General features: G+C 59.9%; 23 protein-coding genes and 2 pseudogenes. 13 read left to right on the top strand and 12 right to left on the bottom strand.

Translation table 11 applies throughout. The features are described 5' to 3' along the window. Window positions 1-10: 10 nt before the first annotated feature. Window positions 11-1228 (bottom strand): alanine transaminase, encoded by a 1218-nt coding sequence (alaC, locus tag HYI44_RS11085; RefSeq protein WP_225569431.1) that lies wholly within the window; start codon window positions 1226-1228, stop codon window positions 11-13. 139 nt (window positions 1229-1367) lie between these two features. On the opposite strand from alaC, the gene HYI44_RS11080 reads away from it, so the two are divergent. From HYI44_RS11080 to HYI44_RS11070, 3 genes are all read left to right on the top strand, one after another. Then, window positions 1368-2030 (top strand): LysE family translocator, encoded by a 663-nt coding sequence (locus HYI44_RS11080; RefSeq protein WP_225569430.1) that lies wholly within the window; start codon window positions 1368-1370, stop codon window positions 2028-2030. Between the two features lie 68 nt (window positions 2031-2098). Continuing rightward, the gene (locus HYI44_RS11075; RefSeq protein ID WP_122840193.1) at window positions 2099-2587 is read left to right on the top strand and encodes a GyrI-like domain-containing protein; all 489 of its coding nucleotides are present in this window, start codon (window positions 2099-2101) and stop codon (window positions 2585-2587) included. Window positions 2588-2628: 41 nt separating this feature from the next. Beyond that, a complete protein-coding gene (locus HYI44_RS11070; protein WP_122840194.1) occupies window positions 2629-3117 on the top strand; it encodes a GNAT family N-acetyltransferase in 489 nt (162 codons plus the stop codon). Between the two features lie 88 nt (window positions 3118-3205). Here HYI44_RS11070 and HYI44_RS11065 read toward each other — a convergent pair whose 3' ends face one another. Both HYI44_RS11065 and HYI44_RS11060 read right to left on the bottom strand, forming a co-directional pair. Next, entirely contained in the window at window positions 3206-3811 is a 606-nt protein-coding gene (locus HYI44_RS11065; RefSeq protein WP_122840195.1) for a pyridoxamine 5'-phosphate oxidase family protein, read from the bottom strand. Then, a complete protein-coding gene (locus tag HYI44_RS11060; RefSeq protein WP_225569429.1) occupies window positions 3795-4307 on the bottom strand; it encodes a GNAT family N-acetyltransferase in 513 nt (170 codons plus the stop codon). Before HYI44_RS11060 ends, HYI44_RS11065 begins: the two co-directional genes overlap by 17 nt. Before the next feature lie 141 nt (window positions 4308-4448). On the opposite strand from HYI44_RS11060, the gene HYI44_RS11055 reads away from it, so the two are divergent. The 4 genes from HYI44_RS11055 (at window position 4449) to HYI44_RS11040 (ending at window position 7051) form a co-directional block, all read left to right on the top strand. Continuing rightward, window positions 4449-4874: a YybH family protein gene (locus HYI44_RS11055; protein ID WP_225569428.1), complete on the top strand. Its 426-nt coding sequence runs from the start codon at window positions 4449-4451 to the stop codon at window positions 4872-4874. A gap of 79 nt (window positions 4875-4953) precedes the next feature. Further along, a complete protein-coding gene (locus HYI44_RS11050; protein ID WP_045060730.1) occupies window positions 4954-5298 on the top strand; it encodes a YciI family protein in 345 nt (114 codons plus the stop codon). A gap of 26 nt (window positions 5299-5324) precedes the next feature. Beyond that, window positions 5325-5816 carry an SRPBCC family protein gene (locus tag HYI44_RS11045; protein ID WP_122840198.1) on the top strand — a complete coding sequence of 164 codons (492 nt, stop codon included), beginning with the start codon at window positions 5325-5327 and terminating at the stop codon, window positions 5814-5816. Next, window positions 5816-7051 carry an RNA polymerase sigma factor gene (locus tag HYI44_RS11040; protein ID WP_225569427.1) on the top strand — a complete coding sequence of 412 codons (1236 nt, stop codon included), beginning with the start codon at window positions 5816-5818 and terminating at the stop codon, window positions 7049-7051. Before HYI44_RS11045 ends, HYI44_RS11040 begins: the two co-directional genes overlap by 1 nt. An 82-nt stretch (window positions 7052-7133) precedes the next feature. Here the strand turns inward: HYI44_RS11040 and HYI44_RS11035 are convergent, their stop codons facing one another. Continuing rightward, complete coding sequence (locus HYI44_RS11035) at window positions 7134-7988, bottom strand: LysR family transcriptional regulator (RefSeq protein WP_225569426.1); 855 nt, start codon at window positions 7986-7988, stop codon at window positions 7134-7136. A 90-nt stretch (window positions 7989-8078) separates the two neighbouring features. Here HYI44_RS11035 and HYI44_RS11030 point away from each other — a divergent pair, with 90 nt between their 5' ends. Further along, entirely contained in the window at window positions 8079-8516 is a 438-nt protein-coding gene (locus HYI44_RS11030) for a multidrug/biocide efflux PACE transporter (RefSeq protein ID WP_122840201.1), read from the top strand. A gap of 58 nt (window positions 8517-8574) precedes the next feature. Here the strand turns inward: HYI44_RS11030 and HYI44_RS11025 are convergent, their stop codons facing one another. Continuing rightward, window positions 8575-9597, bottom strand: a complete 1023-nt coding sequence (locus tag HYI44_RS11025; protein ID WP_122840202.1) for a transporter — start codon at window positions 9595-9597, stop codon at window positions 8575-8577. Between the two features lie 181 nt (window positions 9598-9778). Here HYI44_RS11025 and HYI44_RS29565 point away from each other — a divergent pair. Next, window positions 9779-10564: pseudogene (locus tag HYI44_RS29565) on the top strand (methyl-accepting chemotaxis protein); the annotation flags it as partial. Between the two features lie 165 nt (window positions 10565-10729). Further along, entirely contained in the window at window positions 10730-11497 is a 768-nt protein-coding gene (locus HYI44_RS29560) for a methyl-accepting chemotaxis protein (RefSeq protein WP_412548484.1), read from the top strand. A gap of 63 nt (window positions 11498-11560) precedes the next feature. Here HYI44_RS29560 and HYI44_RS11015 read toward each other — a convergent pair whose 3' ends face one another. Together HYI44_RS11015 and HYI44_RS11010 are read right to left on the bottom strand one after the other, a co-directional pair. Further along, the gene (locus tag HYI44_RS11015) at window positions 11561-11866 is read right to left on the bottom strand and encodes a PepSY domain-containing protein (RefSeq protein ID WP_122840204.1); all 306 of its coding nucleotides are present in this window, start codon (window positions 11864-11866) and stop codon (window positions 11561-11563) included. 146 nt (window positions 11867-12012) lie between these two features. Beyond that, entirely contained in the window at window positions 12013-13140 is a 1128-nt protein-coding gene (locus HYI44_RS11010) for a glycerophosphodiester phosphodiesterase (RefSeq protein WP_225569425.1), read from the bottom strand. Here HYI44_RS11010 and HYI44_RS11005 point away from each other — a divergent pair. Further along, entirely contained in the window at window positions 13139-13312 is a 174-nt protein-coding gene (locus HYI44_RS11005) for a hypothetical protein (protein ID WP_225569424.1), read from the top strand. The genes HYI44_RS11010 and HYI44_RS11005 overlap by 2 nt on opposite strands. Window positions 13313-13357: 45 nt before the next feature. Next, window positions 13358-13684: a DUF2025 family protein gene (locus HYI44_RS11000; protein ID WP_225569423.1), complete on the top strand. Its 327-nt coding sequence runs from the start codon at window positions 13358-13360 to the stop codon at window positions 13682-13684. A 35-nt stretch (window positions 13685-13719) separates the two neighbouring features. Here the strand turns inward: HYI44_RS11000 and HYI44_RS10995 are convergent, their stop codons facing one another. Continuing rightward, window positions 13720-14259 (bottom strand): DUF1003 domain-containing protein, encoded by a 540-nt coding sequence (locus tag HYI44_RS10995; RefSeq protein WP_045060741.1) that lies wholly within the window; start codon window positions 14257-14259, stop codon window positions 13720-13722. Between the two features lie 125 nt (window positions 14260-14384). Further along, window positions 14385-14996 (bottom strand): TetR/AcrR family transcriptional regulator, encoded by a 612-nt coding sequence (locus tag HYI44_RS10990; RefSeq protein ID WP_225569422.1) that lies wholly within the window; start codon window positions 14994-14996, stop codon window positions 14385-14387. A gap of 212 nt (window positions 14997-15208) precedes the next feature. On the opposite strand from HYI44_RS10990, the gene HYI44_RS10985 reads away from it, so the two are divergent. Beyond that, window positions 15209-16261, top strand: coding sequence for an MBL fold metallo-hydrolase (locus HYI44_RS10985; protein WP_225569421.1), 1053 nt, complete (start codon window positions 15209-15211; stop codon window positions 16259-16261). A gap of 140 nt (window positions 16262-16401) precedes the next feature. On the opposite strand, the gene HYI44_RS10980 is transcribed toward HYI44_RS10985, so the two are convergent. The 3 genes and pseudogenes from HYI44_RS10980 to HYI44_RS10970 all read right to left on the bottom strand — a co-directional run bounded on the left by HYI44_RS10980 (window position 16402) and on the right by HYI44_RS10970 (window position 17268). After that, window positions 16402-16722 (bottom strand): helix-turn-helix domain-containing protein, encoded by a 321-nt coding sequence (locus tag HYI44_RS10980; protein WP_122840210.1) that lies wholly within the window; start codon window positions 16720-16722, stop codon window positions 16402-16404. Next, window positions 16715-16876: pseudogene (locus tag HYI44_RS10975) on the bottom strand (type II toxin-antitoxin system RelE/ParE family toxin); the annotation flags it as partial. The pseudogene HYI44_RS10975 and the gene HYI44_RS10980, both read right to left, overlap by 8 nt. A gap of 74 nt (window positions 16877-16950) precedes the next feature. Continuing rightward, window positions 16951-17268: a helix-turn-helix domain-containing protein gene (locus HYI44_RS10970; RefSeq protein WP_122840212.1), complete on the bottom strand. Its 318-nt coding sequence runs from the start codon at window positions 17266-17268 to the stop codon at window positions 16951-16953. Between the last annotated feature and the right edge of the window lie 28 nt (window positions 17269-17296).

Genomic DNA, 17296 nt, shown 5'->3' with positions numbered 1-17296 from the left:
GGGTCAGGCGTCAGCCGCTGGTTTTGCCGGCCAGCCCATCGGCGCGGAACATCCCGCGAATGCCGCGCACGGCCTGGCGGATCCGGTCCAGGTTTTCGATCAGGGCGAAGCGCACGTGATCATCGCCGTATTCACCGAACCCCACGCCCGGCGAGACGCAGACCTTGGCCTCGGCCAGCAACTTCTTGGCGAACTCCAGCGAACCCAGGTGCGCATACGCCTCTGGAATCTTGGCCCAGACATACATCGCCGCTTTCGGGTTTTCCACCATCCAGCCCAATTCATGCAGGCCTTTGACCAGCACGTTACGCCGCTGCCGGTATTGCTCGGCGATGTCCTTGACGCACTGCTGATCCCCCTCAAGCGCGGCGATGGCCGCTACCTGCAGCGGTGTGAAGGTCCCGTAGTCGTGGTAGCTCTTGATCCGCGCCAGGGCGTTGACCAGCTCCGGATTCCCGACCATGAAACCGATGCGCCAGCCGGCCATGTTGTAGCTCTTGGACAGGGTGAAAAATTCCACCGCAATGTCCTTGGCGCCCGGCACCTGCATGATCGAGGGGGCTTTCCAGCCGTCGTAGACGATGTCGGCGTAAGCCAGGTCGTGTACCACCAGCACGTCGTACTGTTTGGCGAGGGCAATCACCCGCTCGAAGAAATCCAGTTCCACGCACTGGGCGGTGGGGTTGGATGGAAAACCCAGGATCATCATCTTCGGCTTTGGAATCGAGCCGCGAATGGCCCGCTCCAGTTCGGCGAAGAAATCCACACCCGGAATCAGCGGCACCGAGCGCACCTGGGCGCCGGCAATCACGGCACCGTAGATGTGAATCGGGTAGCTGGGGTTCGGCACCAGCACGGTGTCGCCCTGATCCAGCGTGGCCAGCATCAGGTGCGCCAGGCCTTCCTTGGAGCCGATGGTGACAATGGCTTCGGTTTCCGGGTCGATGTCGACCTGATAGCGATCCTTGTACCAATTGGAAATCGCCCGGCGCAGGCGTGGAATACCCTTGGACGTGGAATAACCGTGGGTGTCTTCGCGTTGGGCAACGGTGACCAGTTTCTCGACAATGTGCGGCGGTGTCGGCCCGTCGGGGTTGCCCATGCTCAAGTCGATAATGTCTTCGCCACGACGCCGGGCGGCCATTTTCAGCTCGGCGGTGATGTTGAAAACATAGGGGGGGAGTCGATCTATGCGCGAAAAGCGGCGCGGCGAACCTTGTTCGGCCATTGTTGCCTCGGATAACGTAAGCGCCCTGAACCGTCCGAGCGACGTTGGCCACTGCGGTGGCCTGTGGCGGAATGTAAGGGCAGCTGTGGCAAACTGTCCAGCGGCTTTGTAAACAAAATTTTCCGAAGGAAACCGTTCGATGGAGTTCACCAGTGGCTTCTTGCTGAGCCTTTCGCTGTGCCTGGACATTGGCGTGGCCAACATCGCGATGATCACCCTGGCGATGCAGCGCGGCTATTTTCAGGGGTTTGCCCTGGGCCTGGGAACCTGCGTCGGCGACCTGATCTACGCCGTGCTGGCACTGGCGGGCATGACAGTTTTGCTGCAGTACGAGACCGTGCGCTGGGTGTTGTGGGTCGGTGGCTCGGCGCTGCTGATGTACTTTGCGGCGAAGATGATCTATTCGGCCATTCACCACGAAGCGGTATTGGCGCAAACCGCCGAGGTAGGGCAGAACTCCCATCGCAAGGAATTCTTGCGCGGGATATTCCTGGCCATGTCCTCACCCAGTGCCATCCTCTGGTTTGCCGCAGTCGGCGGCACCTTGATCGCGCGTTCGGGTGCCGGTGGCCCGCTCGGGTCGGCGTTGTTCCTGGGAGGCTTCTTCTGCGCCGGGCTGTTGTGGAGTGGTGCTCTGTGCTTCGCTGCGAGTCATGGCGGCAAGCTGTTGGGCGACAAGCTGTTGCGTTACTCCTACATGGCATCTGCAGCGATCTTCTGCTATTTCGCGGTGTATGTGATTCTATCGGGCTATAACGAATTTATCGGCGGCGGCGCGGCCGAGCAGTTACACACGCTGTAATTTGGCGAATCGGGTTTGGCTTCTATACTCCCAGCCGAACCCACTTTTTACACTCAAGGAGTCGAATGATGGACGAGCAAAAAACCGTGGAAGTAGCTGAACCTCGCTTCGAGCATGGGCATTTCCTGCTGATTGCAGGGCTTGGCGGGCGATTCACCCAGGACACTACGGCCGGCATCCCTGAACTCTGGGAAAAATTCATCCCCGAGATTGGCAACATTCCTGGCCAGAAGGACGAAGTGACCTACGGCATCTGCTGCAATCCCGATGGCAAGGGCGGCTTCGAGTACATTGCCGGCGTCGAGATCAGCAAGCTCGATGACTTGCCCGAGAAGTACCGCTGGGTCGAGGTTCAGCCCCAGCAATATGCAGTGTTCGAGCACAAAGGCTCACTGGACAGGTTGCCCCAGACGTTCCAGTACATCTGGAAAACCTGGTTGCCGGGTTCCGGGCGCGAGGCGGCGGATGCGCCGGAATTCGAGCGCTACAGTGCAGACTTCAACCCGACACGGCACACCGGTTTGCTGGAAATCTGGCTGCCACTCAAGCCGCAATAATCTATGATCTGCAGCCCTTTCATCGCTGAAATCGAGTTGTCATGACCCCTGTTATCCGCCTCGTCACGCCTGCCGACCTGGATCGCTGCTACGCCATTGAAACCCTCGCCTACGAGGGCGATGAGGCCGCGACCCGGGAAAAGATTGCGACCCGCATTGCCACCTGGCCTGAAGGCTTCATCGTGGCCGAAGTGGATGGCGTGGTTGCCGGTTTCATCAATTCCGGTGCGGCGTATGAAGTGGAAATGTCGGACGAGGCCTTCAAGGAGCTGATCGGCCACGATCCGGCAGGGCCTAACGTGGTGATCATGTCGGTGGTGGTGCACCCGGATTATCAGGGACAGGGACTGGCGAAAGTGTTGCTGGGCGAGTTCATCGAGAGGATGCGCGGGCTGGGCAAGGCGAGTATTCACCTGATGTGCAAGGAGCGGCATGTCCCGCTGTATGCCGGTTTCGGGTTTGCCTACATCAAGCCATCGACGTCGGACCATGGCGGGATGGCGTGGCATGAGATGATCCTGACCCTGTAGGAGCTGCCGAAGGCTGCGATCTTCTGATCCTGATCCTCGGTCTCCCCCCGTAGGAGCTGCCGAAGGCTCCTACCGGGGGATGTTTGAGTCAGTAAAGACTGTCCTTCACCCGCGCTGGCGCTTCCCGGTCATACGATTCGGCATCAAACGCCCCATCATTCAACCGCTTGTGAAACGCCCCGGCCGTCGGCAGTGCCGAGCGATCCAGGTATTTGTCCGGGTTCCACAGGTCCGAGCGCACTATTGCCTTCGAGCAATGGAAATACGCCGCGTCCACCGTCACCAGCATCACCGTGCGCGCCGGCTTGCCGTTGACCGCAAAACTCTCCAGCAACTGCGGTTCGGCGCTGATTTGCGCCGTGCCGTTAACGCGCAATGTCTCGCCGATCCCCGGGATGATGAACAGCAGCGACACCCTTGAATCCAGCACCACATTGCGCAGCGTGTCGATGCGATTATTGCCGGGGCGGTCGGGGATGGCCAGGGTCTGCGAATCGATGATGCGCACGAAACCGGGCGTATCGCCCCGCGGCGAGCCATCCATGCCGTCGGGGCCTACCGAACTGATGATCACCAGCGGCGAAGCGCGGACCATCGCCTGGTAATCCTCGTTGAGGAACGGAATCTGCTTGCGCACGGCGCGATCGTGGGGAAGGCCGTACAACGCCTCCAGTTCTTCAATGGTGTTGAGCATGACCAGACTCCTCGAAAACCAGACCCATTCGTCGTTCGTAGCCGATCCGGCCCCGATAGGCTTCGCCGCTGTCGACCCAGCCAAACCGGGCATACAACGCGATCGCCGCGGTGTTGTCCGCATCCACCGACAGTTCCAACCCCCTGATTTGCGGCCAGGCCTGGCGCGCAACGTGGGGCAGGGCCTGCAGGCACGCCTTGCCGTAACCCTTGCCTTGGGCCCGTTGATCGACCTGCAAGGCATGCAAGGTGGCGCTGTGTTCATTGGCCCAGGCCGGCAGCACCGGCGGGCGTTTGAGCAGCAGGAAGGCGACGGGAACGCCTTCTACCAGCAGGGCAAATCCCTTGACCCCCGGGCCTGGCTTGGACAGCAGGGAGTGCAGCGCGCCGTGGATATCGCCGCAGAACCTGATCTGCTGCGGATGAACTTCAATGGCCTCGACCTGCTGGCGCTGGAGCGTCGTCAGGCTTTCATAAGGCACGAGTCGAACTGTCACTGGAGAGTCCTTGTTCCAACACAAATGATTCCCGGATTCTAGCGATTTTGCGCGCAGGGTTTATTTTTATTTGGGTTGTCGATTTGGCATTCCACCGGACGACTAAGGGTGTCTTCACAACAACAATCACGGAGAACGCTCATGACTGCTACCACAGAAATCCAGACCCTGATCGACACCTACCGCCAGGCGGTGATCGGCAAGGATGTGGAGAAAATCATGGCCCTGTATGCCGACGACGTCGTCTCCTACGATGCGGTCAAGGCCCTGCAATTTCGTGGCAAGGCCGCCTACCGCGCACATTGGCTGGAGTGCATGGAGATGTGCCCGGGGCCCCACACCTTCGACTTTGATCACGTCAACATCGTCGCCGACGAGCACATTGCATTTGCCCACTGGCTGGCCCATTGCGGCGGCACCGACGAGAAGGGCGAGACCCAGGCCTGCTGGATGCGTGCCACCGCCTGCTACCGTCGCGACGCGGGGCAATGGCGCATCGTGCACGAGCACTGGTCGGCCCCGTTCGACATGGCCAGCGGCGCCATGCTGTTCGATGTGCAGCCCTGATGCGTGGGCTGGTCGTCGGGAAAGGGCGCCTGGGCGCCAAACTGAGCCATAGTTGATCCGTTCGATCCGGGAGTGCGCCATGAAGTATTTATGCCTGGTCTACAGCAACGAGCGTGAACTGCATTCGCTGCCAGAGAGCCCCAAAGACGAAGAGTGCATGGCCTATGCCGAATCGATCCAGGGCAGCGGCCGGATGATCGCGGCCGAGGCGCTGGAGTCGGTGCAGACCGCCACCACCGTGCGCATGCGCAACGGCAAGGTGTCGATCACCGATGGCCCGTTTGCCGAAACCAAGGAGCAGTTGGCCGGCTTCTACCTGATCGATGCACGGGACCTTAATGAAGCCTTGCAGGTCGCCGGGAATATCCCGGCGGCCCGGGTCGGCTGTGTCGAGGTGCGCCCCGTTCGCCAGTTGAATCCCTGAATAACAATCACAACAGGAGATCCTTCATGAGTCCGCATGCCCTTCAACAAAAACCTGCGGCTTTCGAGTTGTCCATCAGCCGCCTGATCGATGCCCCGCGGCGCAAGATTTTTCGCGCCTGGACCGAGCCGGCCTTGCTCACCCAGTGGTGGGGACCCCACGGCATGACCACGCCCGAATGCGAAATGGACCTGTGGGTGGGCGGGCAATTTCGCACCCTGATGCGCGCCCCGGACGGTGCCGAATACCCGACCCAGGGGGTGTTTCTGGAAATCGTCGCGCCCGAGCGGCTGGTGTTTACCGACGCGTTTACCCCCGGCTGGATCCCTTCGGGCAAACCTTTCATGTCGGCCCAGGTGACGCTTGAAGAGCGTGAGGGCAAAACGCTGTACACGGCGCGGGCGATGCATTGGTCGGAAGAAGACCGCCAGGCGCACGAGTCCATGGGCTTTCACGATGGTTGGGGGCAGAGCCTGGATCGACTGGTCACGCTGGTGACCGAAGGCATGCCGGACTGATGCCTGGCGCCGCCGTCAGCGCTCGGGTCGAGCAGGTTTACCGGGAAGACTCGCGGCGAATCCTGGCGACGCTGATTCGCCTGCTCGGGGATTTCGACCTGGCTGAAGAGGCGCTGCACGAAGCGTTCTTCGTTGCGGTCGAGCGCTGGCAACGGGACGGCGTACCGGATAATCCACGCACCTGGCTGGTGTCTACCGGGCGGTTCAAGGCTATTGATGTGTTGCGTCGGCGTGCCCGGTTCAACGCCTCTCGCCCCCTGTTGATCGCGCAGCTGGAAGAACTGGAGCAGGCGGACTGGAGTGGCGAGGAAGTGGAAGACGATCGCCTGCGCCTGATTTTCACCTGCTGTCACCCGGCACTCGCCGCCGACGCGCAGGTGCCGCTGACGCTGCGGGAAGTGTGCGACCTGACCACGGAAGAAATCGCCCGGGCGTTCCTCGCGGCCCCCGCCACCATTGCCCAGCGAATCGTGCGGGCCAAGGCGAAGATCCGTGACGCGAAAATCCCCTACCAGGTGCCGACCCTGACGGAATTGCCCGAGCGCCTCGACAGCGTGTTGCGGGTGATTTACCTGGTGTTCAACGAAGGCTACTCGGCGTCTGTCGGTGATGAGTTGACCCGCGAGGATCTGACTCGCGAAGCCATTCGCCTGGGCCGTCTGTTGATGGAACTGCTGCCCGAGCCGGAAGTGATGGGGCTGCTGGCGCTGATGCTGCTGCACGAGTCCCGCCGGCCGGCGCGAACTTCTGCTGACGGCGAGTTGATTGTGCTGGATGAGCAAGATCGCGGGCTGTGGGATGCCGGGCTGATCGCCGAAGGCTGCGGCTTGATCGAGCGCGCACTGTCCGCCGGACCGTTCGGGCCTTACTGCCTGCAAGCGGCAATAGCGGCGGTGCACGCCGAGGCGGCAACTGCGGCGGATACGGATTGGCCACAGATCGTGGGTTTGTACGACGTGTTGCTGCGGGCGGTGCCGTCGCCCGTGGTCGAGCTGAATCGTGCGGCGGCGCTGGCACAACGGGATGGGCCATTGGTGGGGTTGACGCTAATCGACGGGATTTTGCAGCGCGGTGAACTGCTGGATTACCACTTGGCGCATTCGGCCCGCGCCGAGTTTTGCCGGCGGTTGGGCCGGGTAGAGGAGGCTCGGGCGGCGTATTTACGGGCGCTGGAATTGACGCAGCAGGTGCCGGAACGGCGGTTTCTGCAGGAGCGGTTGCGCGGTTTGGATTAGCAAAAGATCGCAGCCTTCGGCGGCTCCTGCATTGAAATGCGATCCCCCTGTAGGCGCTGCCGAAGGCTGCGATCTTTTGCTCTCATTCCAACATCTTGCCCAACAACCAACTCCCCGCCGGCCCCGGCGGATGCAGCCGCGACCACAGTGCATCAACGAATAACGGTTTCGGCCAGCCACGCACCTTCAACTCCACCAGCTCTCCCGCACCAAATCGTCCCACCAGCCAGCGCGGCAATGGCGCCCAGCCGAACCCGCCCTGGGCCATTTCCAGCAGCATCAGGTAGCTGGGCGCTGACCACACGCGCCCTTTGGCCCGGCTTTCATACGGATTGACGATGGTCGCCAGGCGCAGTTCGCGGTGCTGCTGCAGCAGGTCCTGATCGATAGGGCTGAGCTGCGCCAGCGGATGTTTGCGCGAGACAAACAAGGCAATTTCCGTTTGCTCCTCGACCGTCGAACTGACCAGGTCCGGTGGGTAGCTGTCTTGCTTCTCGGCAAACGCCACATGCGCCCGACCGCGCTGGACCAGTGCCACCAGGTCATCGCACTCGGCAATCAGGCACTCCAGCTCCAGATCCGGGTAACGCTGCTCAAATGCCCCCAACGCCGCCTCGAACCGGTCGGACTGGTAGGTATCGGAGATCGCCACGGTGAGCTTTGCCTCGACACCTTGTGATAGCTGGCTGGCGGTCATTTCCAGGCGACTGGTGGCCGCTAGGATCTCTTCGGCCCGTTGCAGCATCACATGCCCGGCCGGTGTCAGGCCGGGTTTGCGGCTGCTGCGATCGAACAGTGTCAGGTTGAGGTCGATTTCCAGGCTGGCCACGGCAGCGCTGATGGTCGACTGGCTGCGCCCGAGCTTGCGCGCCGCTGCGGAAAACGAGCCTTGAGTGGCTGCCTGGACAAACGCCAGCAACACTTCGTGGGAGGGCATTGAACTATCGCCTTGATCGATGGTTATTGGTTATGAAGTATCGGGTTGATGGCGGATCATGGCAACCACAGTCACTCAAGGAGTCAGGTCATGAGCGCCGACAAATCCATCACAGAACGTGTATTCCAGGCGGTAGGTTTTGAACTGCTGGCCATTGTCATCTGTACCCCGTTGCTGGCGTGGGTCATGGATAAACCGATGCTCGACATGGGCGTCGTCACGATGGCCATCGCGGCCCTGGCGCTGGCCTGGAACGTGCTGTTCAACGGCATGTTTGACCGTTTACTGACACGACTTGCCATCGTCCGTACAGCCTGGGTTCGGGTGGTGCATGCGCTGCTGTTCGAAGGCGGGTTGGTGGCGCTGGGCGTGCCGTTGATTGCCTGGTGGCTGGATATCAGCCTGTGGCAGGCTTTTGTCCTGGACATCGGCGTGCTGCTGTTCTTCCTGCCGTACACCTACGTTTACCACTGGGTGTATGACGTGATTCGCGAGCGTGTGCTGCTGCGTCGGGCCTGCCAGGCCTGACACACAACCGTTTAGGCGGCGCCGAAGGCTCGGGCCGCGTTCGGACGATCTTTTGATCTTAATAATCCTGCCGCTTGCGAAAAGCCCAGCGCCCGGCAATCACGGTGAAGGTGGCCACCAGCGCCACCAGAATCCAGAACCCCTGCGGATCTCCCGCCAGCGGCACCCCACCCACGTTCATGCCAAAAAAACCGGCAATGATGTTGATCGGCAGTGCCAGTACCGTCACCACGGTAAGGGTGAACAACGTACGGTTGCTTTGCTCGTTGAGATTGGCGGCGATTTCTTCCTGCAACAATTTGATGCGCTCACCCAGTGCCGTCAGGTCGTTAATGATCAACGCGAACTCCTCGGTGGACTTGCGCAACTCCTTCACGTCTTCCTTCTGCAACCACTGCGGCGGCCGATTGAGCAAGCGCAGCAATGAACCCGGCTCCAGTGCCAGCAAGCGCTGCAAGCGCACCAGCACCCGACGGTTGGCGCCCAGTTCGGCGCGGTTGGTCGACAGTCGCGAGGACAGTAGCTCGTCTTCAATCTGATCAACGCTGAGGCTGGTGCGCCGCACAATCTGGGTCAGCACTTCGCCCTGATCGCGCAGCAAATGAACCAGCAACTCCAGAGGCGAACGAAAGCGTTCACCGGCTTTGACCGACGAGCGCAGCTTGTCCACCGAGTGCAAGGGTTGCAGGCGCGCGCTGATGATCAGCCGGCTGCGGGCGCAGACCCACAACGTCGACACATCGGAGGACACCATGCTGCTGAGGTTGAATACCACATCGTTGACCACCGCCAGCAGCGCTGAATCCACATGCTCGATGCGCGTTGAACGCGAGCCTTCGTGAAGGGCTTCGAAAAACTCATCGGGCAATTCCAGATGGCTTTTCATCCAGCGCTCGCAGGCGGCGTGTGCCAGGTTCAGGTGCAGCCAGAGGAATTCCTCGCTGTCCTGGGGCTGCTGCAGGCACTGCAGTGCCCGGGCCGAATCGATCTCTCGGCCAGGCTCGCCGGGCCGAAAACTGAAACCGTACAGCAGACCAAACAGGTCCTGGTCGCGATGGCTGTGATCGATGCTGTGGTTCATGAGGTCTCGCTGCGGGAGGCAAATATTGCAAAGTTTTACAGGGACACTTGAGCCGCAGCATGGCGCTGAATTCTTACCGTTTTATGACGTTTTGATGATGGATGAGTCTCGTGCGCCATTGGGTCTAAATCGCTAAAGAAAGGCTTTGACGCGCCGATGACGGGTAGCTGGTTCGATTGCGATGAAGGTCGTGGACCTGCGTCGCCGACAGGGATGTCCGGACATCTTGCACGCCTGCCTGGCGTGTCTTATCCCTGCCATGAGATACCACTCGATGTTTTTGCAAAAATCCCTGAGAGCACAAATCCTCGCTTTGTTGAGCGGCAGCCTGCTGGCGATGTTGCTGATCGCGCTGTCCTGCTTTCACTTCTTGTCTGGCGGCGTTCAGAGCTACGCCAATCTCATCGAAGGACCTTTACACACTTCGCAGTTGATCGACGAAGCCAACCTGCAATTCAAGGTGCAAGTGCAGGAATGGAAAAACGTCCTGCTGCGTGGCAAGCAACCGGCTGAACTGGCCAAGTACTGGAAGCAGTTCGAGGACCGTCAGCGCGACGTGCAGAATATTCTCGGTGAACTGGCCGGGCAGAAGGGCATCGAACCGCAACTGAAGACACGCATCGAACGTCTGCGCGATGAGCATCGCCTGCTGGGCGCCGCTTACCAGAAGGGACGCGATGCCTATGTGGCGGCGGGTGCTGATCCCACGGCGGGGGACGCCGCGGTCAAAGGTGTCGACCGTGCCGCCAGCGAGCAGATGAGCGAACTGGTCAGCGAGTTGCGTAAGCAGGGCACTGAGCAGTCGACAGTGATCAGCGCCAGTGCCGATCGCACCGTGTTGCTGGGTCTCGTGGTGATGCTGGTCTCGGGTTTGTTGATCGGCCTGTTGAGCCTGTGGCTGGTCAACCGCAACCTGGTTGAGCCGATCCGCAAATTGATCGACTACGTGGCGCAACTCAGCCAGGGACGTTTTGCCGAACGAGCGGCCAGCACCCGGCAGGATGAGTTGGGCAAGCTCGCCGTTGCGGCCAATACCCTGCGCGACTTTCTCGCCGATACGTTTAGTCGTCTGCAGCGCAGTGCGTCGGACCTGGACAGCGCCAGCGGCGAGTTGAAGTCGATCGCGAGCCTCATGGCCGGTGGCACCAATGAACAGTTCAACCGCACTGATCAGGTGGCGACGGCGATGAACGAAATGTCCGCTACCGCCCAGGAAGTGGCGCGTCACGCAGCCGACGCAGCACGTGCTGCCGACGACGCCGACCAGTCAGCGCAGGAGGGCGAAAAAGTCATGCAGGGCACGATTGAGACCATCACCTTGATGCGCGGTGAAATTGCCAATACCGCGACGGTCATTCGCCAGCTGGAAACCGACAGCGGGCGCATCGGCAAGGTTCTGGAAGTGATTCGCGGCATCGCCGAGCAGACTAACCTGCTGGCGCTCAACGCCGCGATCGAAGCCGCACGGGCTGGCGAAGCAGGACGCGGTTTTGCCGTGGTGGCCGATGAAGTTCGCAGCCTGGCGCAGCGCACGGCGGCGTCGATTATCGAGATCAACCAGATTATCCAGACGGTGCAAACCGGTGCGGTGGATGCGGCTCATGCAATCGAGAGTGGCCAGTCCCGCAGTGAGGAAAGCGTTGCGCAAGTTACCCAGGCTGGCGCCATGCTTGAGCGCATCACCCTGGCGGTGGAAGCGATCCGCGACATGAACCGCCAGATTGCTACGGCTGCCGAAGAGCAGACCTCAGTGGCCGAGGATATTTCGCGGAACCTGACCGAGATCACCAGCATTGCCAGCACCAATCTGGATAACGTGCAGCGTACCGAAGCGGCCAGCCACAACCTGCACGGTTTGTCCGGGCAGTTGAATGAGGTGACGGCGCGCCTGAGTGCGTAGTTTTTTTGCGGAGCAGCAAAAAGCCGCACGATCGTGAAATCGTGCGGCTTTTTAATTGTTCAATCAGTCGTCTTTTTTGTTCTTCAGAACTTCGCCCGTCGCGGCGTTCAAGTCGACATCCCACTCAACGCCCTGGGCGTCACGCAGTTCCACTTCGTACTCGTAACCATTGAAGTGGTTGTCCAGGTCGCTATCGGTAATGGTGGCGCCCGGGTGCAGCTTCATGACGACCTGGTTCAGTTCTGCCAACGGCTTGATCTTGCCGTCCTTGACCAGTTGCGGGATCTGATCCACTGGAACGTCAGCCTGGGCCAGGCCAGCGGTAAGGGTGAGGGCAGCAGCAGTGAAGAGAGCAGTCAAAGTTTTCATGGGTTCTTTCCTTGGATGAACTGTTTAAGTGGGATCAGATTAACTGTGGCAACTTAATTCAGGCTTAATTCCCTATTGCGGCTGGAACTGAGTGTCCTCGCCGTGGGAGCACGGCTTGCCCGTGATCGACTCACCTCGGTCCCGACTCAATACCCATTATTCTGCAACAATTGCCCGACGCTCGCCGCCGCGGGACGCTTGTAGAACTTCAGCAGCTCACTGGCACGGTTGGTGAAGATGCCATCAACCCCTGCATCCGTGACTTTCTGATAGTCCACCGCATCGTCGATCGTGTACACGTGCACCAGCAAACCCTGGTCGTGGGTGTACTGGTTCATCCACGGTTGCACCAGATCGGAGTAGCTCTGGTCGCCACCTTTGGTCAACGCCGCAGAAGGACCGGTGCCGATGGCGCCGGCAGATTTAGCGTACTCGACCCATTGCTGGAATTCGGCTTTGCTCTTGGGTTCCTGTTTGGCGTAGTAGGTGGCTTTGTCCTTGTCGCCGGACTCAGCGAAGGTCACCTTGGACTTGGGCTCGATGCTGCCCGGCCCGACCCACAGCAACAAGATCTTCGGCACCTGGGGCATTTCCTTTTCCAGCAGTTCCAGGCTGCTCTTCTCGAACGTCTGCAGCACCACCTTGCCTTTGCCCTGGCCCACGGCCAGTGGGCTCTTTGCCAACTTTGACCCGGCGGGGCTCAGCCAGCCGCGGTCCTGGAGCTTGTCCTTCAAATCACGTTCAAGCCCTGGAAACTGCTTCGGTTCCTTGGTCTCGATGTACAGGCCCGGCTTGTGCAACGGATTGCCCTGGGCGATGTCGATGATTTCGTCGAGGGTCAGGATCTGCAGGCCGACGAATGAGGGGCGCGCGCGGTCTGGGTAGGCCTTGTTGAACCAACTGCCGGCGTCGAGGGTTTTGAGCTCGGCGAGGGTAAAGGCGTTGGCCGGGCTGTCCTTGCGCTCGGGGAACTTGGTGGCCACGTCGGTGGTGCGTTGCAGGTTGTCGTCGTGCAGGGCGAAGAGTACGCCGTCTTTGCTGCGCTGCAGGTCCAGTTCGAGATAATCGGCGCCCAGGTCGCGAGCCAGCTTGTAGGCGGCAGCGGTGGATTCCGGTGCATCGAATGACGCGCCGCGGTGCGCAATCACCGCCGGGTGCGGTATGCCCAGGCGGGTTGCCAGCGCTGTAGGGCTTGGCTCGCTGGCGGCCTGTGCCTGGCCGAGACCGAGCAGCACGCTCAGCAGCAGAGCGCTTTGGGTGAAGGTGACAGCCATGGTCGAGGTCCTTTCGCAGTTTTCAAAGACGTCCCTTTTAACAACTGAGCGCCGACAGCGCTATCGCCAGACCGACATAAACCTGTTTAAAGCAGTTTTTTTCAGCGCATTTGTGCGCTTCTTTGCAGTACTCTTGGCCACGGCAGTTTCCCCGGCAGAGGGAAACCCGTGAACCCGCCTTGCGTGTAAACCATCGATCACTTGTTGTGAGGTTTATATGCGCATCACTTCCCAGCTCATCTGCCAGGCCGCCGACCAGCTCAAGGGTTTCGTCGGCCTCAACCGCAAAACCGGCCAATACATCGTACGTTTCAGCGAGGATTCCTTCGGCATGGACGTGGCGGATGACGGCATTATTCCTGTGAGTGAGTTCGTCTGGTCGCCTGGGCCGGGGCAGGGCATGACGCTCAACCGGGAGTCGATTCAGTTGCTGCTGGATCAGAACATCGATGACCGGATCAACGTGACCGAACCGTTGCGGGTGTACATGAACCGCAGGGAAGTGCCGCAGATTCTGGCGCAGCGCAGTCTTGTGCAGGGGTGAGGCGTACCGACGAAGTGGCCCGACCAGCCGCCAGATCAATTGTTAGTTGGCGGGTGCTCGAGCACAAGGTGCTGGTGCATTTGCGAAGTGAGGTTCTCGATGCGCTCGGTCAGCGCTTTTGTCATCTCGGTCAGGCGAGTGTTCTGTTCCAGCAATTCCAATAACTGCGCGGAGTTGTGCGCGGCCTGTGCCTGGCGCTCGGTGTTGGCCACCGCCAGTGCTTCGCGGTGCTGGGCGTCGGCATCCGACTGGGCTTTGTCCCGTGCTGCCTGGCGAGTCTGGGCCAATAGAATCAAGGGCGCGGCGTAGGCTGACTGCAGGCTGAACGCGAGGTTGAGCAGGATGAACGGATACAGATCGAAGTGCGCCACGCCAAATACATTGAGGCACACCCACAGCACTACGATCAGCGTCTGTGCGCCGAGAAAGGTCGGGGTACCGAAGAACCGCGCGAATGCCTCGGCGCGCAGGGCGAACTTGTCGTTGCCAAAGGTCGGGGCGAGGTGAGCATGACGGCGGTGGAACCGCAGGTGATCGACAGGGGCTGCGGGTTTGGAATCAGTCGTCGTGGTCATGGTGCTCTCTGCGGGTCGTTAGGACAGAGCCACACTATAGCGCTGGCGCCGGTTTCATTCTGAAACACATCGCGAAGTTTCATGCCGCGTCAGCGCAACGTTGACCAGCGGTCAGACCTTGTCATTTATGCCAGCTGATAACAGGCCAGGAACATGTCCAGGGCCGAATCCACCACCTGGTCCTGCATCGCGGCCTCAATGCTCGGCAAACCCAGGGAGATCTGTGGCCAGAACGCGAATGACTTGAGCATGCCTTGTATCTGATGCGCGGCGAAGGCCGGGTCGACCGGCTTCAGGCGACCATCCGCCTGTGCTGCACGAATCCACACCGTCAGGCCTCCCTCGCGCTCGTTCATGCGCGCAACCATGTCTTGCCCGCGCTCGGGGGAATGGATGGTGGCAGCAATGGCGACGCGCGCCAGGTTGAGAAAATTCTCATCCCCCAGCGTGTGCATCTTTGCCATCAGCAACTGGCGCATCTGGCCGCGCAGGGGCTGGTCGGGCTGGTACGCCACGTCCTGTTCGGCGGTGACCCGGGCCCACAATTGATTGAGGATCTCGGCAAACAATTCCTCTTTGCTCGGGAAGTGGTTGTACACCGTGCGCTTTGACACGTCTGCCGTCGCGGCAATCTTGTCCATGCTGGTGATGTCGAAACCGTTGGCGCGGAATTCGGCAATGGCAGCCTGGATGATGGCTTCGCGTTTTCGATCGGTCAGGCGCTTTGGAGCTGTCATAAGTACGCTTCGGCAGGAAGAGAGAAGAATTACACTCAGCAGTTTACTTGTGATCGGCTTTGATGCAACCTTGAAACTACACCGTGCAGTGTAATGTTGTGTTAATCCTGCGCTGGTAAAAATAGATTTCTGGCTGATGCGTGCATGCTTGGCCATTCATCCCGGTTCACCGAGCCAACACGCAATCGTTTGCGCTCGTTCTGGAGTTTTTTATGGCCATCTCTGATTCAGACACGGTTCGCGAACCTGAATCTTCCCGTCAGGTCGAAGGGCTCTTTCGCAACCATGCCCCCGTCCAGCGCGAAGGACTGCGCAAGATGCTGCGCATCATGTGGAACATGATCTTCCACAAACCGCGCAACACCCGCCCAGCCGCCGCGGTGCCGGTGCAGCCGCTGACACGCGAGGCGCTGATCGCCGCACCCAATCACAGCGTCTACCGCCTTGGCCACTCGACTGTATTGCTGAAAATGCGCGACAAATTCTGGATTACTGATCCGGTGTTCGCCGAACGCGCATCGCCCGTGCAATGGGCCGGGCCCAAGCGCTTTCATCAACCGCCGATCAGCCTCGAAGCACTGCCGCCGATCGAAGCGGTGATCCTCTCCCATGATCATTACGATCACCTGGATTATCAGGCCGTGCTCCAGCTCGCAAGCAAGACCAACTATTTCCTGGCCCCGCTGGGTGTCGGTGACACGCTGATCAAGTGGGGAGTCGATGCCAGCAAGGTGCGACAACTGGACTGGTGGCAAGGTACCGAGGTCGACGGCATCCAGTTCATCGCCACGCCGTCGCGACATTTTTCCGGGCGTGGCCTGTTCGATGGCAACATCACGCTATGGGCTTCGTGGGTGATGATCGACGCCGATACGCGGATCTTCTTCAGCGGCGACAGCGGGTACTTCGATGGCTTCAAGCGCATCGGTGAGCAGCACGGCCCGTTCGACCTGACGCTGATGGAAACCGGCGCCTACAACGTCGAGTGGCCGCATGTGCACATGCAGCCTGAGCAAACCCTGCAGGCGCACATCGACCTCAAAGGGCGCTGGCTGCTGCCTATCCACAACGGTACTTTCGACTTGTCGATGCATGCCTGGTACGAACCGTTCGACCGCATCATGGCACTGGCCTGGGAGCGCAGTGTGTCGATAACGACCCCGCAGATGGGGGAGGCGTTTAACCTGAAGCAACCTTGTCGCGGGGAAGCCTGGTGGTACGAAGTCGAGCAGCCGGTTTACCAGAACCAACAAAGCCCGGGGTAAAAGCTACGGCTTGAAGTGAGTATTCGTACGTGATCTGAGGAACGGTGATGATGCAGTTCTGAACAGTATCGGCAGGCTGGCGAGTCAGTGAGTTCTGTCACTGGCCATCCGTCATCGCACGGTTGGTGAATGTGCAGTCTTCAGGCGAATACCACTTCAATTCGGCCCTCTTTCCTTGAGCGGGGGGCTGACTTGATAACGATCTGCACATCACGCCCGAGTAATAACAGGCAGTCCATCATCTTGGACTCGCTGATGCCACGAAACTTTCCTCGCAGCATTTGCGAAAGCTTAGGCTGTGTCAGCCCTAGAATTTCGGCCGCTTGAACTTGGGTCAAATGCCGGGCCTTGATGATCTCGCCAATCTTCGCCGCCAACTGGGATTTGACCTGCATTTCACTGGCTTCGGGTGTCCCGAGGTCTTCGTAAACGTTGCCGCTGCTTTTTTCAATTTCAATCATTCTTCGATCCTTTTGCGTGAGCCTGCGCTGCCTGGAGTCTCGTTCTGATTAATTCGACGTCGCTCTGCGCCGTTTTAATTCCCGAAGATGACTTTTTTTGAAAGCAGTGCAGAACGTAGATGGCATTGCCAAATCTCACCGTGTAGACCGCACGAGCCCACAGGAGCGACTTCCTTGTGCTCATATAAAAATATACCTATATTGGTATATTTGTCAATACATGATCGCTCACTCAACCATCGCATAATCCGCCCGACCCACAGGATTGGGCGTCGACCCGCGCACATTCATACCCCGACCCGGCGCAAAACCCGGGAAGAACGCCAACCCTTGCGACTCAAACCGATAGGCCAACGCCAGCCGCGTGACATCCAGCACTGGCTGCTGATTCTCGAATCGTTGAATGGCCTCCACCGACACCCCGGACTCTCGGGACAACTCTTCGATACTCCAATCCAGCATGGCCCGGGCCTGGGCGCAGTGGGCGGGGGTGAATTGGAAAAGGGCGATGCGTTCCAGGGTGATTTTGATCGCTTGAGAGGCCATGATGTTCTCCGGGCTCGAGAGTGCTGTT

Source organism: Pseudomonas sp. Y24-6 (assembly GCF_020295325.1).
Lineage (GTDB): Bacteria > Pseudomonadota > Gammaproteobacteria > Pseudomonadales > Pseudomonadaceae > Aquipseudomonas > Aquipseudomonas gregormendelii.
Note: the sequence above shows the minus strand (reverse complement) of the source record. Positions and strands in the feature narration are given on the sequence as shown.

What these genes read in the sequence shown, in the direction of transcription:
- alaC (WP_225569431.1), bottom strand. Translation starts at nt 1,228, where the DNA reads ATGGCCGAACAAGGTTCGCCGCGCCGCTTTTCGCGCATAGATCGACTC.
- HYI44_RS11080 (WP_225569430.1), top strand. Translation starts at nt 1,368, where the DNA reads ATGGAGTTCACCAGTGGCTTCTTGCTGAGCCTTTCGCTGTGCCTGGAC.
- HYI44_RS11075 (WP_122840193.1), top strand. Translation starts at nt 2,099, where the DNA reads ATGGACGAGCAAAAAACCGTGGAAGTAGCTGAACCTCGCTTCGAGCAT.
- HYI44_RS11070 (WP_122840194.1), top strand. Translation starts at nt 2,629, where the DNA reads ATGACCCCTGTTATCCGCCTCGTCACGCCTGCCGACCTGGATCGCTGC.
- HYI44_RS11065 (WP_122840195.1), bottom strand. Translation starts at nt 3,811, where the DNA reads ATGCTCAACACCATTGAAGAACTGGAGGCGTTGTACGGCCTTCCCCAC.
- HYI44_RS11055 (WP_225569428.1), top strand. Translation starts at nt 4,449, where the DNA reads ATGACTGCTACCACAGAAATCCAGACCCTGATCGACACCTACCGCCAG.
- HYI44_RS11050 (WP_045060730.1), top strand. Translation starts at nt 4,954, where the DNA reads ATGAAGTATTTATGCCTGGTCTACAGCAACGAGCGTGAACTGCATTCG.
- HYI44_RS11045 (WP_122840198.1), top strand. Translation starts at nt 5,325, where the DNA reads ATGAGTCCGCATGCCCTTCAACAAAAACCTGCGGCTTTCGAGTTGTCC.
- HYI44_RS11040 (WP_225569427.1), top strand. Translation starts at nt 5,816, where the DNA reads ATGCCTGGCGCCGCCGTCAGCGCTCGGGTCGAGCAGGTTTACCGGGAA.
- HYI44_RS11035 (WP_225569426.1), bottom strand. Translation starts at nt 7,988, where the DNA reads ATGCCCTCCCACGAAGTGTTGCTGGCGTTTGTCCAGGCAGCCACTCAA.
- HYI44_RS11030 (WP_122840201.1), top strand. Translation starts at nt 8,079, where the DNA reads ATGAGCGCCGACAAATCCATCACAGAACGTGTATTCCAGGCGGTAGGT.
- HYI44_RS11025 (WP_122840202.1), bottom strand. Translation starts at nt 9,597, where the DNA reads ATGAACCACAGCATCGATCACAGCCATCGCGACCAGGACCTGTTTGGT.
- HYI44_RS29560 (WP_412548484.1), top strand. Translation starts at nt 10,730, where the DNA reads ATGGCCGGTGGCACCAATGAACAGTTCAACCGCACTGATCAGGTGGCG.
- HYI44_RS11015 (WP_122840204.1), bottom strand. Translation starts at nt 11,866, where the DNA reads ATGAAAACTTTGACTGCTCTCTTCACTGCTGCTGCCCTCACCCTTACC.
- HYI44_RS11005 (WP_225569424.1), top strand. Translation starts at nt 13,139, where the DNA reads ATGGTCGAGGTCCTTTCGCAGTTTTCAAAGACGTCCCTTTTAACAACT.
- HYI44_RS11010 (WP_225569425.1), bottom strand. Translation starts at nt 13,140, where the DNA reads ATGGCTGTCACCTTCACCCAAAGCGCTCTGCTGCTGAGCGTGCTGCTC.
- HYI44_RS11000 (WP_225569423.1), top strand. Translation starts at nt 13,358, where the DNA reads ATGCGCATCACTTCCCAGCTCATCTGCCAGGCCGCCGACCAGCTCAAG.
- HYI44_RS10995 (WP_045060741.1), bottom strand. Translation starts at nt 14,259, where the DNA reads ATGACCACGACGACTGATTCCAAACCCGCAGCCCCTGTCGATCACCTG.
- HYI44_RS10990 (WP_225569422.1), bottom strand. Translation starts at nt 14,996, where the DNA reads ATGACAGCTCCAAAGCGCCTGACCGATCGAAAACGCGAAGCCATCATC.
- HYI44_RS10985 (WP_225569421.1), top strand. Translation starts at nt 15,209, where the DNA reads ATGGCCATCTCTGATTCAGACACGGTTCGCGAACCTGAATCTTCCCGT.
- HYI44_RS10980 (WP_122840210.1), bottom strand. Translation starts at nt 16,722, where the DNA reads ATGATTGAAATTGAAAAAAGCAGCGGCAACGTTTACGAAGACCTCGGG.
- HYI44_RS10970 (WP_122840212.1), bottom strand. Translation starts at nt 17,268, where the DNA reads ATGGCCTCTCAAGCGATCAAAATCACCCTGGAACGCATCGCCCTTTTC.